Annotated in this window: 15 protein-coding genes and 1 pseudogene; 11 read left to right on the top strand and 5 right to left on the bottom strand. The window is 65.9% G+C overall.

Annotated features, from left to right (window positions below; genetic code table 11):
- Positions 1-166: 166 nt before the first annotated feature.
- The 3 genes from C6A87_RS15555 to C6A87_RS15545 all read left to right on the top strand — a co-directional run bounded on the left by C6A87_RS15555 (position 167) and on the right by C6A87_RS15545 (position 3542).
- On the top strand, positions 167-1087 hold the full coding sequence (locus tag C6A87_RS15555; protein ID WP_311113105.1) for a sugar phosphate isomerase/epimerase family protein: 921 nt from the start codon (positions 167-169) through the stop codon (positions 1085-1087).
- 22 nt (positions 1088-1109) lie between these two features.
- Positions 1110-2072, top strand: a complete 963-nt coding sequence (locus C6A87_RS15550) for a 3-hydroxyacyl-CoA dehydrogenase family protein (protein WP_311113104.1) — start codon at positions 1110-1112, stop codon at positions 2070-2072.
- 69 nt (positions 2073-2141) lie between these two features.
- Positions 2142-3542 carry a GntP family permease gene (locus C6A87_RS15545; protein ID WP_311113103.1) on the top strand — a complete coding sequence of 467 codons (1401 nt, stop codon included), beginning with the start codon at positions 2142-2144 and terminating at the stop codon, positions 3540-3542.
- A 148-nt stretch (positions 3543-3690) separates the two neighbouring features.
- On the opposite strand, the gene C6A87_RS15540 is transcribed toward C6A87_RS15545, so the two are convergent.
- A complete protein-coding gene (locus tag C6A87_RS15540) occupies positions 3691-3942 on the bottom strand; it encodes a tyrosine-type recombinase/integrase (RefSeq protein WP_396836878.1) in 252 nt (83 codons plus the stop codon).
- A gap of 1781 nt (positions 3943-5723) precedes the next feature.
- Complete coding sequence (locus C6A87_RS15535) at positions 5724-7076, bottom strand: aminotransferase class V-fold PLP-dependent enzyme (RefSeq protein ID WP_311113102.1); 1353 nt, start codon at positions 7074-7076, stop codon at positions 5724-5726.
- A gap of 96 nt (positions 7077-7172) precedes the next feature.
- Here C6A87_RS15535 and C6A87_RS29200 point away from each other — a divergent pair, with 96 nt between their 5' ends.
- Entirely contained in the window at positions 7173-7739 is a 567-nt protein-coding gene (locus C6A87_RS29200; RefSeq protein ID WP_396836877.1) for an alpha/beta hydrolase fold domain-containing protein, read from the top strand.
- A 135-nt stretch (positions 7740-7874) separates the two neighbouring features.
- Here C6A87_RS29200 and C6A87_RS15530 read toward each other — a convergent pair whose 3' ends face one another.
- The 3 genes and pseudogenes from C6A87_RS15530 to C6A87_RS15520 form a co-directional block, all read right to left on the bottom strand.
- Entirely contained in the window at positions 7875-8078 is a 204-nt protein-coding gene (locus tag C6A87_RS15530) for a hypothetical protein (protein ID WP_311113101.1), read from the bottom strand.
- Positions 8075-9598: an apolipoprotein N-acyltransferase gene (gene lnt, locus C6A87_RS15525; protein WP_311113100.1), complete on the bottom strand. Its 1524-nt coding sequence runs from the start codon at positions 9596-9598 to the stop codon at positions 8075-8077. Before lnt ends, C6A87_RS15530 begins: the two co-directional genes overlap by 4 nt.
- A 533-nt stretch (positions 9599-10131) precedes the next feature.
- A pseudogene (locus tag C6A87_RS15520) lies at positions 10132-10308 on the bottom strand (acetyltransferase); the annotation flags it as partial.
- 313 nt (positions 10309-10621) lie between these two features.
- Between C6A87_RS15520 and C6A87_RS15515 the strand changes: the two are divergent.
- The 7 genes from C6A87_RS15515 to C6A87_RS15485 all read left to right on the top strand — a co-directional run bounded on the left by C6A87_RS15515 (position 10622) and on the right by C6A87_RS15485 (position 16673).
- On the top strand, positions 10622-11230 hold the full coding sequence (locus C6A87_RS15515) for a hypothetical protein (RefSeq protein ID WP_311113099.1): 609 nt from the start codon (positions 10622-10624) through the stop codon (positions 11228-11230).
- Entirely contained in the window at positions 11231-11947 is a 717-nt protein-coding gene (locus C6A87_RS15510) for an RES domain-containing protein (RefSeq protein WP_311113098.1), read from the top strand.
- 663 nt (positions 11948-12610) lie between these two features.
- Positions 12611-12826 (top strand): alpha/beta hydrolase fold domain-containing protein, encoded by a 216-nt coding sequence (locus C6A87_RS15505; RefSeq protein WP_311117952.1) that lies wholly within the window; start codon positions 12611-12613, stop codon positions 12824-12826.
- 448 nt (positions 12827-13274) lie between these two features.
- The gene (locus C6A87_RS15500) at positions 13275-14612 is read left to right on the top strand and encodes a hypothetical protein (RefSeq protein ID WP_311113097.1); all 1338 of its coding nucleotides are present in this window, start codon (positions 13275-13277) and stop codon (positions 14610-14612) included.
- Complete coding sequence (locus tag C6A87_RS15495) at positions 14609-15013, top strand: FixH family protein (protein WP_311113096.1); 405 nt, start codon at positions 14609-14611, stop codon at positions 15011-15013. Before C6A87_RS15500 ends, C6A87_RS15495 begins: the two co-directional genes overlap by 4 nt.
- A 14-nt stretch (positions 15014-15027) precedes the next feature.
- Positions 15028-16128, top strand: a complete 1101-nt coding sequence (locus tag C6A87_RS15490; RefSeq protein WP_311113095.1) for a hypothetical protein — start codon at positions 15028-15030, stop codon at positions 16126-16128.
- Positions 16125-16673: a hypothetical protein gene (locus C6A87_RS15485; RefSeq protein ID WP_311113094.1), complete on the top strand. Its 549-nt coding sequence runs from the start codon at positions 16125-16127 to the stop codon at positions 16671-16673. Before C6A87_RS15490 ends, C6A87_RS15485 begins: the two co-directional genes overlap by 4 nt.
- Positions 16674-16760 lie beyond the last annotated feature (87 nt).

Below are 16760 nucleotides of genomic sequence, written 5' to 3'. Positions count from 1 at the left end.
TTCCGAGTTCCCGCGGGATTACCCCCGACGGACACGTCGCGATCGCGGTCACTCCGCCGCCTTAGACGGCGCACTGACCGGGGAACAGGAGCTTACCTGCCATTGACATCGGGCCCCGGTACCCCTATATCCTATATTGTGATGCACACCACTACGGGTACTTCAGATGCACTCCGCTGACACGTGGCCCATTGCGGCCAACATGCTCGGATTCGGTAACCGCGCGCCCGACGGCGGCCACATCAAGGACGCTCCGTCTGCCGTGTGGGCAGCGCAGCTGCGCCAGGTCCGCGAGTTGGGGTTCGACTACATCGACCCCACCGACGCCTGGGTTCCGCTCGCTGCGCTCTCCGACAGCCGTGTCGAGGAGTTCCGGGGCGTTCTGCGCGATGAGGGCCTGGCGATCTCGTCGATCTCCATGACCCGGAACTCCGTTGTCGACGTGGCGAACGGCGTGCAGAACCTCGCCGACGCGCACCGGCTCATCGACCTGGCACCGTCATTCGGTGCCACGATCGTCAACACCGGTTTCATGCAGGCGATCACCGAAGAGCAGAGCGAACAGATCTGGTTCTGGTTGGTGGAAGGTCATGTGGACGATCCGGCGTTGCGTGACCTGGCGATCGAACGCGTCCGCGAGTTGGGTGACCATGCGCGTTCCAACGGCATCGAACTCAGCCTTGAGATGTACGAGGACACCTACATCGGAACACCGGATGACGCGGTGCAGTTCATCCGCGACGTGGACCACGACGCAGTAGGCCTGAACCCCGACCTGGGCAACCTGATCCGACTGCATCGACCCATGCCGCATTTCAGTGAGATGTACGCCAAAGTCCTTCCCTACTCGAACTTCTGGCACATCAAGAACTATTCACGCGACTACGACCCGGCGACCGGCGCGTACAGCTCCGCCCCGCTGCCCCTCAAGTACGGATACATCAACTACCGCCAGATGATCCGCCTCGCACTCGACCTCGGTTACCAGGGTCCGTTCTGCTGCGAGCACTACGGCTCCGACTCCCTGGGCGTCTGCGCCGAGAACCGCGAGTACATCCAGCAGGTTCTCACTTCCGCACTCGCCTGACCTCCAACTCGAAGGACTTCGCATGCGCAGAATCAACACCGTCACAGTCGTCGGCGCCGGGTACATGGGCGGTGGAATCGCCCAGGTCCTCGCCCTGAACGGGTTTCAGGTCCAGATCGCCGACGTCAGCGCCGATGCCACCCAGGAAGCCCTCAAGCGGCTGGAAAGGGAGGCAAGGGAATTCGAGGAGCAAGGGCTGTTCGACACGGGCAGCGCCGAGACCATCATGAGCAATCTCACTGCCGGCAATAGCCTGGAGGACGCCGTCTCCGACGTCGACTTCGTGATGGAGGCCGTCTTCGAAGATCCCGACGTCAAAAAGGAAGTGCTGGCGAGGATCTGCGCGAGCGCCCGCCCCGACGCGATAATCGGCACCAACACGTCCACCATCCCCGTCAAAGTGCTGGTGGAGGCGGTCACCAACCCTGAGCGGTTCCTCACGGTGCACTTCTCCAACCCCGCACCGTTCATCCCCGGCGTCGAGCTGGTCGCCGGGGAGGCGACGACCCAAGAGGTCATCGACTCCATCAAGGATCTCCTCGTCCGCGCCGGCTGTGAGGGCGCGCAGGTTGCCGACACCCCCGGCATGGCGCTGAACCGCCTCCAGTACGCGCTGCTCAAGGAAGCGACGCTCATCGTCGAAGAGGGGGTGGCCACGAAGGAGGACGTCGACACCATCGTGCGCACCACGTTCGGGTTCCGGCTGGGGTTCTTCGGTCCGTTCGCCATCGCCGATCAAGCCGGACTCGACGTGTACGTCAAGGGATTCCGCACCCTGGAGAACGCGTTCGGGGAACGCATGGCCACTCCCAAGCTCCTTACGGACAACGTCGACGCCGGCCGCCACGGCACCAAGAACGGCAAGGGGTGGACGGGCGACTTCGACGACGACACGAAGGCGAAAGTCATCGCCTACCGGAACAAGGCGTATTCCCGCATGGGTGATCTGCTGCGCGAACTCGGGCCGGCGCCGAAGGGATCCTGACAGCGTCCAACCTCCGGCGGCTTCGGTTGATGACCGCCTCCCGCGTGTGCCATCCCCGAAGGGAAACCCATGGATGAAGTAGTTCTCGCGGAGCGGCCCGCCGCCCTGCTCATCGTGATCGCCGTCGTCGCCATCGCGGTGCTGCTGTTCCTGATCATCAAGATCAGGCTCCACGCCTTCTTCTCGCTGATCGTGGTCAGCGTGCTGACCGGACTCGCCGCCGGCATCAGCATGGGTGACGTCGTCAGCGTGGTCATTGCCGGCTTCAGTAACACCGTCGGGACGGTCGCGTTACTCGTCGGCTTCGGCGCCGTACTCGGACGTATCGTCGAGATGACCGGCGGCGCACAAACATTGGCTGACCGGATGTTGGAGAGGTTCGGGGAGAAGAGGGCGCCGCTAGCCCTCGCCGTGGCTTCGCTGTTCTACGCGTTCCCGATCTTCCTCGACGCCGGCTTCATCGTCATGTTGCCCATCATCTACACCGTCGCTCGGCGCCTGGGCGGATCGTTCATGCTGTACGTGCTGCCGTCCATCGGCGCGTTCCTGATGATGCACGCACTGACTCCGCCCCACCCGGGTCCCACGGCCGCGGCGACGGTGATGGGCGCCGACGTCGGCATGGTGGTCATCGTCGCGCTTCTCGTCGGCCTGCCGACCTGGTACCTCGCCGGTTACCGGCTCAGCCTGATCATCGCGAAGCGCTACCCGAACATGCCGGTGCCGACCCTGCTCGGTGAACCGAAGGACTACCCCGAAAACGAGCGCCCCGGCTTCTGGACCGTCATCCTCGTCTTACTGCTGCCGTTGCTGCTGATCTTCTTCAATACGGTGTTCTCGACGCTCGAAGCCGATGGCGCTGTGACCGAAGACAACCTTGGGTATCAGCTTTCCCGCCTCATCGGGACCACTTCGATGGCGTTGCTGATCAGCGTCTTGCTGGCCATGGTGTTGTTGTACCTGCGGCCACGACGGCGGCGCGGCGAGCCGATCGGCGGGCTGTTGGAAAATCTCGTCGACGATGCGCTGGCGCCGGTCTGCTCGATCATTCTGATCACCGGGGCGGGTGGCGCTTTCGGCCGGGTGCTCACCGAGACCGGGATCGGCCAGACCCTGGCCGACGGCCTGGAAGCTTTCGGTCTGCCGGTCATCGTCGCCGGCTTCCTGATCGCGATCGCGTTCCGGGTTGCGCAGGGCTCGGCCACCGTCGCGGCGACGACCGCCGGCGCGATCATGGCCCCCGCCGTGACGTCGATGAACCTCGGTGCGATCGCGCTGGCGGCCGTCGTGGTCGCCATCTGCGCCGGCTCGATCACGTTCTCACACGTCAACGACTCCGGCTTCTGGCTGATCGGGCGCTTCTGCGGCTTCGATACGGTGACCACACTGAAGACATGGACGGTCATCGCCACGGCCATCGGCTTCCTGTCCTTCGCACTGGCGTCGGTGGTCTACGTCGTCGCCAGCTGACACGTCTCTGCTCTGCCGGAGTTTGTCCTGGCCGAAGATAGGAAAGTACCTCCTCCGCCAGAATGAGTTCGCGAGGTCTCGGCTGTGCCCCAGATCTGCTGTAAACACCTGACACGCTGGACCGGGCTGGGTGCTGTCCCGGACATATTCAACGGTATGTCCGACAAGCCGTAGCCAATCCGATGGGTATCGGCGTTCGGCTGGTCGCATCTTTATCACCCCTGATCGGAAAGCAGTCGGCAGCTCGTTTTGTTGCAGCACTGGGGGTTTCGGCGCCATGGGCCGTTACGTAGCGCTGCGATGTCGTCATCGACTCATGGCCAAGGAGCTTCATGAGCGTATACACGCTGACATTCGACGTCGCGAGCTCAGTGGCATAGGTGTGGCGAAAACCGTGCACCAATGCGCCGGGTACCGGAAGTGCATCTGGAGCTGCATGCTTGAACGCGCGTTGGATGCGAGATTGCAGCCTGCCACGCGTTATCGTTCACCATCGCGACCTACGAAGAGCGGTGCAGTATCCGGCCATCCTGATTCTGAGGGAACCGGGCGGCGCGACTGTCCCTATATGTACCGATCGCCGCCACCAAAGCGAACCTCAATAGGAACGTGGCGTTCTTTGCGGCCTTTGTCTTCCACGTTGATTACTGCAGAGCCGTCATCGAGCGTCCGCACATTTCCAACGTTGACCACGCAGAGTTCTTCCGCCCGCAGTCCAGCAAGAAGTGCAGTAAGAATAAGGGCGAGATCCCTTTCTTTCCAGTCTGTTCTGCGAGCGTCGGATTCCTGCGTGACAGCGGATAGTAGCGCTTCCACAGCGGTCCGGGGGAGCGCCTTCGGGAGCGGCTTCTTCAACTTCGGGCGCCCAACGAGCTGCATGGGGGATTGGCCGCCAATAGTTGGTTTGTATAGAGAAAGGTGCACAACACATTCCATGTGGACCAGCAGCGCCGGATCGAGGCAGCTTCGTGATCGGCGGCAAATGCCGCGAGCGCTGCACGCATCGAACGCGAGTTATGTCAGCTGGAGTGAGTCGTTCGGGATTGCCGTCTGCGGAGGCGCTGCACCACCGTGTTAACGTCACAGTGACGAATTGGGCTGGCGGCGCAGGGTTTTAGGTCGCGAGTGTCCGCCGGTTCCAGGTAGTTCTGGACCGTCAGTCGTCCCGGTCGGGCACTGTCGGGTAGTCACAGATTCAGGAGCTGCGCCATGGGTTCGCCGGCCGAGCCTCGGCGCCAAGGGTTGCGGCCTGTCGAGTGGCCGCGGCGATGTGGGGGATCGTCATCTTGGCTCGTGTGGCACACCATCAGCCTGGCAGACGAGCGATGACTAACAACGTACCCACATTATTGCCATCTGCACGGCTGTGGGCTGGACGAACGGGAGACGCTCCACCACGGCGGTAACGTCACGGTGACGAAATAGGCTCGGAGCGCAGGGCTTTGAGGTCGCGAGCGTCCGTCGGTGTCCGGTAGTTCTGGGCCGTCAATTGTGCCAGTCTGGCGCTGTCAGGTAGTCGCAGATTCAGGCCCGGCGCCAAGGGTGTTCGCCGGCCGAATGGGCGCGGGTGCATGGGCGGAGATATGGGTGGGTGGCGCTGTCAGGTGGTTCTGGAACATGGGCGAGAACCCGGACAGCAGCACCCAGGTTTCGCGGATTGCTCTCAACTAGGTCAGGATCGGACAGCCGGGTCATGCAAGCTGCCTGCCGCCAGAATGGCTGCATATATCGTTTCGCCGATAAGCCACATTATGTCAAGTAAACGTCGCCGTTTTCATTGGATGAATCAGGGCCGCTTTGAGCGGCCCCCACCCGCCGCGTTAGGTCGAGTTGTCCAAAGCGCCTCGACAACAACAGGTTTAACGGATTGGGCCAGGCTCGCACCACCTCCTTCCGGTGTGGTTGTCGCGACACACGCCTATCAACGTTCGTTTCACGATGGACTGATGTCGACTGGCCATCGATGCGCTCGTCTTGGCACAGATATCGCGTGCTGATTTGTCGGACCTCTAACACCTCGAAGCCACCCACCGCTGAGGCGCGAGTGTTTCGCGAATGGCAGCTCGAGCCCAGAGATGAACTTCCGGATCGACAGGAACCTACTGCTCGCGTTCGCTTGTCGACGGCTCTTGATTTCACGGACGTGCACTCCCCCTCAAGCCGCGATCTTCGTCCTTGCTCCTATTGAGCCCCACGCGCCGCCGCCAGCGATTGCCGCAGCGCTTCGGCGAGACGGTCGACGTCGTCGTCTGCTGTCGTCCAGTTGGAGAAGGACACGCGTATCGCCGATCGACCGTGCCATTCGGTTCCCGCGACCCACGCCTCTCCGCTGCGTCGCACCAATTCTGCTACACGCCAGGTGCGCTCATTGCTTTCGTCGGCACGGATCAGGACCTGGTTGAGTACCACGTCGTTGCATACGGTAAAGCCGTCCGTGGCTTGCATCATCTCGGCCAGTCGGCGGGCATGCTCGCAGCAGCGTTCGATCAGTTGTCGCAACCCCTGCCTGCCCAGCGATGCGAACGCTGCGTAGACGGGTACCGCGCGTGCACGCCGGGACATCTCGGGCACGAGGACGCCGGGTTCGCGCTCCGCGCTCATGGGCAGATAACTCGTGTTGGCACCTAGTGCTGAGCGGGCAGCTTGGGGATCGGCAACGATGGCCAGGCCGCAGTCGTAGGGGACGTTGAGCCACTTGTGTGCGTCGGTCGACCAGGAATCGGCCAGCTCGACACCTCGAACAAGTGCCGACAGTCGCGGCGATGCGCAGGCCCATAGCCCGAATGCGCCGTCGACGTGAACCCAGCCGCCGTGCTCGTGGGTCGCCGCGACGATCTCTGACATCGGGTCGCACGCTCCGGAGTTCACGTTGCCGACCTGCGCGCACACGATGGCGGGGTCGGAGTCGGCGGCGAGCGCGTCGGCGAGCGCGTCGGCTCTCATCGCTCCTTGTGGGTCGACCGCCACGCGCTCGACGTTGCGCGATCCCAAACCGATCATCTGCAACGCCTGCAGTACGGAGGGATGGACCTCGTCGCCCACGAGTACGCGAATTCGGGGTGCCTGGGCGAGCCCGTCGGCCTCGACGTCCCAGCCTCTCCGCGCTAACAGAACGTGCCGTGCGGAGAGCAACCCGACGACGTTTCCCGCCGTGGCTCCTGTGACGAACCCGACGGCCGCGCGTGTGGGCAGCCCGAGAGCTTCGAGAACCCAGCGCTCGGTGACGGCATCGATCGCAGCGCCGGCCGGCGACGACATCCGGCTGTACGCGGTCTGGTCCCAGGTCGATACCAGCCAGTCGGCAGCCAGCGCCGCGGGTAGCGATCCCCCGACGACGAGGCCGAAGTAGCGAGGGCCGGCGCACGCAATGGTTGCCGGACCGAGAGTGGCGGCCAACCGCTCGACTACCGCGACCGAGTTCGTACCTTGGTCGGGCAACGGCCCGCTGAGTGCGTCGACGACCTCGTCGTAGCTCGTACTCGCATCGACGAGCCGGTGTGGCAGACCCTCCAGGTAATCGGTCGCCAGTTCCAAAGCCCTCGGCAGAGCCGCGTACACGTCGTCGGTTCGAACCGGGGTGGAATGACCATCCATTGACAATGTCCTTGTTCTCGAGTTCATACCGTGCACATGGGTTCCGAAGGTCGTTGCGGACGCGGTTTCCCTAGGGTGGGCCATCCGGTTTGGCGCGCCGTCATCGCCTCAATGCCGCTAACGCAGTATGGCGTTGGATACTCGTCTGCAGGGGCATTGCAGGCCGATTGTGCCTTTTGGCCGCGTCTCGGAGGCCGCCCCGGCGGGGCGTTCGTCGCCGGTAGTTCGCTGGCGGCCCGCGCCCACAGCGCGCTGGTCCGCTCCAACGGTGCGGAACTGGTGAGTGTCGATTACCGACTTGTGCCGGAGCATCCCTTCCCCGCGGCACTCGATGATGTGTGGGCGGTCTACTCGGAAGTAGCGCGCGACCGGCCTACGGTCATCATCGGAGAATCCGCCGGAGGTGGACTGGCCATGTCCCTGGTACGACGGGTGCTCGACAGGGGCGGCAACGCGCCGAACGGTCTCGTGACCATGTTTCCCTGGGCTGCACCTCCGCTCTACGCAGCGTGCTTGACCGCGGCGACCAGGTGCTCAGTCCCACCATTCACTGGTTCCACGTCGGCGCTACCTGCGAAAACTTCGCAAACCCCAACAAGATAGAAATACGCAAATCGGACCGTCTCGGATCACCGATATAACCACGTGGCCACACGGGATCGTGTGCTTTAGTCTTGCCCGGCGCACTTAGGTCGCCGCTCGATCCAAGAGGAATACGACCGAATCGAATATGGCGGGTTACCAGTTGACTACGCGCGGATCGTCTGCTGCCCGGTCACGCCCGTCGGCGGACCACAAGCGCGTGAGATAGGTGCGCCCGTCGACCAGTATGGCGATCAGCCGGGCCAGCTTTTCGGCCGACAGGTCATCGGCGGATCGCCGATTCGCGCTGTCCGCCGAGGTCGAAGGGGTCATCAGCGACACATGATGCCCCTGGTTCACCTCCCAGCACCTCGCCCTGTCCGGCGTGTCACACGACGAGCTGACCGATACCGCAGGGCCGCTACTGCGGCAGCGCAGACGAGGACTGAAAACGCCGTCGCCAGTACCCAATTCCCGAACCGCTGGAACTCGGTGGCGTGGGATCCGAGCGGAACGTCGACCACGATCACTCCTCTGTCCGTGGCGTCATACCAGCCGAGTCGCCGACCACGGGCGTCGAAAGCGGAGCTGACGCCGGACAACCCGGTGTGCACCGCCGGGTGGCCCACCTCGGCGGCGTGTACCGCGACCGTGCTGGCCAACTGCGGCTGCGCCCAACTCCCCTGATACGTCGAGGTGGAGCTCTGGAACACCACCAGCTGGGCGCCGCGCCGGACCAGCTCGCGTGGGAGATCGGAGAACGTGGTCTCGAAGCTGATCAGCGGCCCGATGGCCATACCCCGACCGGTATGGAGCACTTCGAGTCCGCGGCCGCGCTGCCGGTCCTCCGCTGCGGCCTTCGTGTGCCGGGTGGCCCAGCCCAACACCGGCCGCAGCGGCACGTACTCGCCGAACGGCACCAGCCGCATCTTGGAATACGTACCGCGCGGCCCGTCGGGTCCGATTAGGACCGACGACTTGCGGATGGCGCCTGTGCGATCGCGCGCGTCGACGTTGACCAGCAGGTCCGCACCGACCTGTCGCGACAAGTCCACCAGGCGCCTCATTTCCTCCGGCCGGCCCGTAATGTCCACTCCGACGCTGCTTTCACCCCAGACGACCAGATCGAGGCGCTGGCCTCGCAGGTTGCGAGTCAGCGCTTCGCTGGCCGCCTGACGGGCCCCGGCGTCGTCGATATCGCCCGGCTGCACGAGCGCCACCCGGACAGACTGCCCGGCCGGCGGCACCGGTCCGAGCCAGAACCAAACCGGGCCGAGCGCCGCGCATACCAGCGCCACGGCGGCCGCAGCGACGCGGACAGCGACATGCCGATGCAGGAGGGCCCCCACGATCGCGGTGTTCGTGGCGACGATTAACAAGCTGGTCAGCCACACGCCGCCGAGGGAGGCAGAGGCCAGGGTGGCCGGTTCGTTCCACTGCGTCGCTCCCAGCGCTGCCCACGGACCGCCCAGACCGGGCAGGGAGCGCACCGCTTCGGCCAGGATCCACGCACTCGGCAACACCGCGATGGCGGCGAAGGTCCTGCGGACCGTGACCGGTTCGCCCAGAAGCAGGTACGCGGCCACACCCCACGGCACCCACAGTGCGCCCAGTCCGATGGCCAGCACGATCACCAGCGGTCCGGCACTGGGCAGCAGCCAATACTGGGTGGCGAGGATGTAGCCCGCCATCCCGCACCACGCCCTCAGGGCGGCGGCCCCGGCGCGCGGTGCCGTGCGCACCACCGTCAGGAGCGGGGCGATGCTGACCCAGGCCAGCCACCACCACGAGAGAGCGGGGAACGACAGCGCCGGCAGTGCGCCCGCGACGAACGCCGCCCCAAGGGTTGGCCAGGCCCACCTCCACGACAATGTGCTCACACCACCAACCGCCCAAGCTGCGATGCCACCCACGCTACGGTGATCGACCATGCGGTTCCTTACCGCTCCCCCAGGTTTCGGCCAGTCGGACTGCGAGCGCATCGTCGATGAAGCGCTGGCGCAGCCCGTCCTGGCCGTCACCAGTCTGGCCTACGTCGCCGCGGGGTTGGTCGTGCTCTGCTGGGCGGTGTGGGGCAGGTCCCCGCTCGCATGGGGCGCCGCCGTGGTGCTCGTGGCCATCGGGATCGGCAGCTTCGCCTACCACGGGCCTGCGCCGTCGTGGGCCAAGCCGGCGCACGACCTGCCGATCATCGCGGCGGGCGTCGTTTATGTCGCTCTTCTCGCCCGCAGCCGGGGTCGGCAGTGGCGTTCGGTCTGGGCGCCGGCGGCCGGGTTGTTCGCGGTGGGCCTGATCGCCTACGTCGCGGGACGTTCCGGCTCACCGATGTGCCGGCCAGACAGTCTCTGGCAGTACCACGGCGTATGGCATGTCCTGTCCGCGATGGCCGCTGGATGGGCCGCCGGTGCGACGGCTACGCGCCGACCGGCTTGGAGTCGTCGTCAGCGGTGCGCGCCAACGCGTAGAGCGCCATCCGCCGGTTGGCCATGTCGTGCTCGCCGAGAAAGACACACCCCGCGTATTCGCACACCCGGCGGGCGCCGTCGTTTCTGTGGTCGGGGTCCAACATGATTCGCGCGGCGCTAGGGTTCGGCCTCGAAGCGGCGTTGGCTGGCCAGCTGCCCACGAACATGACCGAGACCGCTGCGGTCCTGGTCAGACTGCCGGGCGCTGGCGTTGAGAGCTGGCCGGTGGATGCTTCGCTCGGCGGGTAGCTGTGGAGACCGCTCAGCCGATCCGGCAATCCTATAGCTGGCCGGGCAAACGCAACTATGACGGTCGGTGGTGGTCGTCGACTTCGGGGGCAATGTGGTGTTCGAGTCCGCCCCGGTCGTCAAGTTCAGCGGGGACTGATTCCAACGTAGCGTATGTATCATGACAGCATACCGCGCTACGATTGCTACATGACCGCCGAGCCGTCGTTGCATTACGAAATTGCCGAACGCCCCGGCCTGGTCGAGGTCCGGGGCGTGAGCCGAGCCCAGGTCGCCGAAGCGCTCGATTTGCTCGCTAAGGTTCACGCCGTGCAGGCCGAGCGTGCCGACGCGGTTCGCGGCGACCTCCTCAACACCCTGATGCTCTCGCACGTTCCGTTAACTCCGCCCTCGTCGGTGGCTCAGGCGCGCCGACTGGCCACCCACCGCGACGCCCTGCTGGCCACCCCCGTCCTGACGTACGAGACGCTAAAGGAGCTGCGGGGTGACGCCCGCGAATCCAGCACCCGGACCTGGGTGTCGCGCCGCCGCGATGCGGGCGACGTATTCACCGTCAACCACAACGGACGCACCTTGATCCCCGCGTTCCAACTCGACGAACAGGGGGAGCCCCGACCGGAGCTGCAACGCGTTCTGCGGGCGCTGATCTCCGGCGGTGTGCAGGGATGGGCGCTGTGGACGTGGCTGACCTCGGCGACGAGCCTTCTCTCTGGCGAGGTGCCCGAGCGCCTCGCCCGCACCGCGCCGCACCGGGTGCTGCGCGCCGCCGAGCGGTTCACCGCCGCGCCGGCCGCGTAGATGCCCGAAACCTACCCCCCGCCGGACCTCGCCTGCCCCGACCCGCAGGGCTGCCCCGTCATTGACGTGCTGCCGGCGTTGCGGACGACGACCATCGCGGCGGACACCCCGTGGTACCGCGTCTACAGCGCAACCTGGGGCTACGACGAGTTCAACCCTGGATATGGCGACGCCCGCTTCTCCCCCATCGACGACCCCGAGACCGGTGATCGCCTCCCCAGCATGTATTTGGCGGCGACCCCCGCGGCTGCGCTTCTCGAAACCGTCTTCCACGACGTTCACCAGAGCAGCGCCCGGATCGTCTACGAACGCGATCTGCGGGGCATGCTGCTCGCCCATGTCCGCACCCCGGTGGCCGCGCGGCTGGGCGATGTGCGCGATCCCGAACTGGCGAGGCTCGGCGTATCGCGGGAGGCCCTGGTCAGCACTACCTCCGAGCACTACCCGTGCACGCGTCGGCAAGCGATCACCGCGCTCGGGCAGCGGTGCGGTGCCCGCGGGCTGCACGGGCTCATCTGGCACTCGCGCCGGTCTGAGCTTGCCGGGCGCGAGCCGGTCGAAGTCATCGTGGTCTTCGGCGCCGAACGGTACCCGACGAGTCGTGGGCATTGGAAGCTGTTCGGGCCAGGAGCGTCCTCGCTGTATGAGGGACCTGGGCGTCTCCTTGTCGATGAGATCGCCGAAAGTCTTTCGGCGACAGTCGACATCGAGGACTAAGCATTCATATGGCGCAACGGTCACTTACTCACCTCCCAAGATCCGGTACTGCGCCGACAGAGCCTGGGGGCACTGTTCAGATCGTCCCCGAGCCGTGAAAGCGATCGGTCTGCAGTGCCCGCGCACATGAAGTGCCAAAGCGTCCGTCGTGGCCAAGTCGGCGGCCATCGAGGTCCAGCTGTGGATGTATACGCCGTCGTGTGGGCGGGGGTCGGCGCCTGCGGCCGTGATCTCCAGCGTGATTGCGGTCAGCGGGATGTAGCCGGCACGGCAGGTGACCGGCTCCTTCCGACTGATGTACTCGCGCAGTTCCTCAAGCCACCGCGCGTGCTGTTCGAACAAAGCCCCTGCCATCCTCGGCTACACGCAGCGAACCGCAACGACGCCGTCGACTGTACTGCGCACTCCCCGCGCGCTGGACGCATCCAGGCGTGGTGCCAGCAGCTAGGTCAACAGGGACCTGGGATCCGTCGAGCCCCGTCTTGTAGCCGGCCGTCAGCCGCGACAGCAGGGGCCGACGACCCGTCGGAGCCAGTGCGCCGAGCGGGTCGCTCACCAGACAGGCATGGGCAACCCGCCGGAGCCGCGGACCCAGCGGATGTCGTGCTCCCCCGCGTCCGCGCGCGTACAGACGATTCGCCAACTCGATGAGACTGGCAGGACCTGGCTGGTCTGCCACCGGCCTACATCGACGTCGGCGACCTAGACATCTTCCGCGATGAAGACATCGACTACGCCCGCCGCTTGCTCGCGGCGGGCGTGCCGACGGAACTGCACGTCTTCCCCGGTTGTCCGCACGGCTTCGAGATGATGGCCGGCGACCTACTGGTGTCGCGTCACGCACTCGACAACCGGGTCAGGCGCCTCGCGGCGCTCTAGAACCGCCCGTGCGACCCCTGCAACTGCCAGGTGGTTTGGCCATCTCAGACCAGCGATTCTCGGGATCGGTAGCGCACATCTCCTGGTGAAGTTGCGGCAACGAATCCGAATGGCGGCGCCAAGCCAGAGGGGAAAGCCATGACCAACATCAGCGCAACCGGATGATCGCCGGACCATAGCTGTCCGTCGGCATCGCCATGACGGGACTTGGCCTGTTCCGGCGACACGCTGACCTGGGTCTTGACCTGGTGAGCTGCCCAAACCACTGCGCGACCAAGGGGGGTTATCCCCCACCAAAATGGGGGTTACTCCCGGCGACACTGGCACTTCTGAGCGGCATGCTGGGGTCATGACCTTGGTTGGCGTGGTGACCTGCGCAACCACCGCGCGACAAAGTAGGGGGCTATCCCCCCTGACACTGGCATTTTTGAGCGGCATGCTGCTGGTCATGACACTGGTTGGCGTGCCTGTGGCGCGGGCCGACGGCAGCGGATCGGACGCAGATGTGCACGTCGCCCAGTCGCTCGGCGGTCGCGAATTGACGGTCACGATCCGGCGAGTCGGCCCGGTCCTCGGGCCCTTGCACGTCGACGTCGTCACACATCACGGCGACGCCCCAGGCACACTGCAACTCACCGCGTCGTCACCGGGAGCCACTGCCAGCAGCGGGCAGGTGAAGCTCGGCGCGCCCGGCATTTATTCGGCGACACTGAACGTCGACAGGGCCGGGCCGTGGGAACTGATCGTCGACGACGGCCACACTGCGGCGCGGATCCCGTTTCTGGTTCCCGCGCAGGTGATTCCGCCGTGGAAGAAAGCCAGTGACTACGGCTTCTTCACCGCGGGCGCGCTGCTGATCGTCTCGCTGGCAGCGACGTTGCGCGCGCGCCGCAACTGGATGGCGCTGGTCCCGGCGACCGGCATGATCGTCGCGCTGACGGTGGCTGTCACCGGCGCGACGTTGTCGGCGTACTCCCCGCCGCCTCCGCAGCCCGGCCAGGACCTTGACCCCACCCTCGCGAACATCCGTGACCCCTACGCACGCGTTGCGGCCAATTTACTGACTGCGGTCGACTATTCGCGGCCGCCGGTCAACATGGCGGTGTCCGCCGGCCAGTCCACGCTACGTTTGAACCTCACCGACTCCTCCACCGGGCGACCCGCCGACGACCTGCTGATCCACCACGGCGCGCTGATCCATCTCATCGTCGTCTCACCTGCGGGCACCATGTCGCACGTGCATCCTGTCCGTGTCGCGCCGGGACGGTACGAGGCGAAGTTCGACACCACCGAACGCGGGACATACGCGATGGCTGCCGAAATCGCCAGGCGCGGTGGCGGGGTGCAACTGCTACGTGGCTCGGTCGACGGGCAATCCCCTGCCGCACCACCGACCGCGGCGCCACCGGCGCAGGGCGAAATCACCGCGACCATCGCGCCAGCGGGTAGCCCGAGCACCATCCGGGCCAGGTTCGGGGACACCCCCGATCTGCAGCCGTGGCTCGGGATGGTCGGCCACATGATGGTTGTAGGACCACTACCCGACGGCCCCGATGTGGGCAAACACGCACTGACAGCGCCGGTCTGGTCGCATGCGCATGCCATGGTGCCGCCCGCACCCGGCGCCGCAGGCGGGCAGCCCGACGAATCAGTTGCCCGGTACGGGCCCGAGATCGATTTCACCTACTCGTTCGCACTGCCCGGCCGCTACAAGGTATGGGTGCAGACCGAACGCGACTACGCCATCCTCACCGCGCCAACCGAAGTCGAGGTCCGCCAACCGTGAGTCGCCAGCGCCTCGTCGTCATCACCGTGATCGCCGCCGTCGTCGGCGCCGGAATCTGGTTGCTGTGGCCGAAATCGATGGAGAACAGCGCGGCCACTGCGACGGCAGGAACCTACCGTGTGCAGCTGACCGGCGAGTCGCCGAAGGCCGGAATCAGCCCGGTCACCGTCGAGATAACCGGCAACGGGGGCCGGCCACCCACACCGGACTCAGTCACCTTCGAACCCGCGATGCCCCAAATGGGCCATGCCACAACACCTGTGGCCGCCGTGGCCACAGGCGACGGAAGGTACGGTGCCGACGTGGATCTGTCCATGCCCGGGCAATGGGACATCACGGTCCGCATCGCCGCCGGCGGCCAAGTACACGAAGCAGTTCTGAGCGTCACCACCAACGGCTAGAAAGGCACACCGCCATGACGAGTGCTGATTCGCGCGGCAAGTTACCGGCGTTCGTGATGCTCGCAGGCACCCTGATCTCGCTGTCGGGGTTGACCTGGGACGTCGACTGGCACCTTGACGTCGGGCCGGACAGCTTCTTCACGCTGCCGCACCTGTTGATCTACTCCGGCGGCGCGATCGCCGGCGTCACCAGCTTGGTAATGGTGTTACGGGCCACCGCCGCACAGCGCCAAGGCCAGGATCTCGATCCGGGTGTCGGCGGTCGCGCGTTCAAGGTGCTCGGCGTATTCGCCGCGCCGATCGGCTACCTGGTGGCCGGCATCGCCGCGGCCTCGTTCCTGCTGTACGGGCTGTACGACGAGTGGTGGCACGGCCTGTACGGATTCGACGTGACCGTCGCGTCGCCGCCACACCAAGGCTGGCTGACGTCGATCTGCGTCACCATGATCGGCACTGCGATCGTCTTCGCAGCGGCCCGCGAACACCGCTGGGGCCGTTGGGGGTTCATGATCGCGATTGCGGCGTTCGGGCAGTACGCCTCGATCCAAAGCGGCGCGCTGGCAGACCTCGACCTGAGTTCGACCATCGACTGGCCCACCCTGACCTGGCTGGCCATTCCGCTCGTCTGCGTGCTGCTCGGATCTCAAGTCGTGCCGCGCGGCGGCGCCCTCGGCACCGGCCTGCTCACACTGGTGCTGAACCTGGCGACGTGGTCGTTCGCCAGCTGGGCGGTCGGCTGGTATGCCGATCTGCAGCACTTGGCGCTTCGCGACTTCGTCGAGTTGGGCTTCCCCATCGACATGGTGCTGATCCCCGCGATCGTTTTCGTGTTCGGCGTCGTCGTCGAACTCCTGCTGCGGTGGAGAGGCGCGAGCGCCTGGCTGCTGGCCGGTGCCGGCGCGGCAGGTGTCATCGCGATCACCTGGCTGCTCAGCTCCATGGGGTCCGGCGGCGTCGACCTGGGTGGTGAGGACGGCGGCGGGCACGCGGGCAGCATCCTGCTGACGTGCGTCGCCGGGGGGCTGCTTGCTGGGGTGCTCGGCGGAGCGACGTGGCGAGTCGGCCAGGCATTGCGTGCATCGAACGCGACACCTGCCGTCGGGGCATCGGCATGACCATCCACAGCAGGTTGCGGGCAATGGTCGCGATGCTGTGCGCCGTCGCCGCGCTGTCGATCGGCGTGGCACCGGCCGCGGCCTCCGATCCGCTGGACTACGTCGTGCACACCGAGCACGTCCAGGTGGGCCCGTACCCGGTGACGGTCGGGTTCACCGTCTGGCCGCTGCGCGCCATGCAGTCGTTGGATTTCACGTTCGGACCGGACGGCGGACTCGCAGGCAAGTCCGGCACCATCACGGCGATCGCTCCCGATGGCCGGGAGGACACGGATCGACTGTCCCGGCATCCCCGCAACCGCGAAGTGTGGGGCCTCGACGTGGAGTCGCTCAACTCGTCGGGGACGTGGACGCTGCGGTTCACGATCGACGGCCCGCAGGGCGAAGGCACCGGCGACCTGGCCGTCGATGTGCTCAAGCAGCCGGGACCCCCGTTGGCGCTGAGCTGGCTCGTCGGACTCCTCCCGCTGGGGCTGACGTTGGTGTTCTTCGCAGTGGTCTGGATACGCACCGGCCCTGGCAGGAACGCCGACAGGACTTCCTAGCGGTTATCCATAGCTCGGGTTCACGCGCCGTGCGAGTAGCTTGGCGGCGCGCTCGATGGCCTCGATGTAGGGGTGGATTACGGCGGC

The organism is Mycobacterium sp. ITM-2016-00317 (assembly GCF_002968295.1).
In the GTDB taxonomy this organism is placed as follows: domain Bacteria; phylum Actinomycetota; class Actinomycetes; order Mycobacteriales; family Mycobacteriaceae; genus Mycobacterium.
Note: the sequence above shows the minus strand (reverse complement) of the source record. Positions and strands in the feature narration are given on the sequence as shown.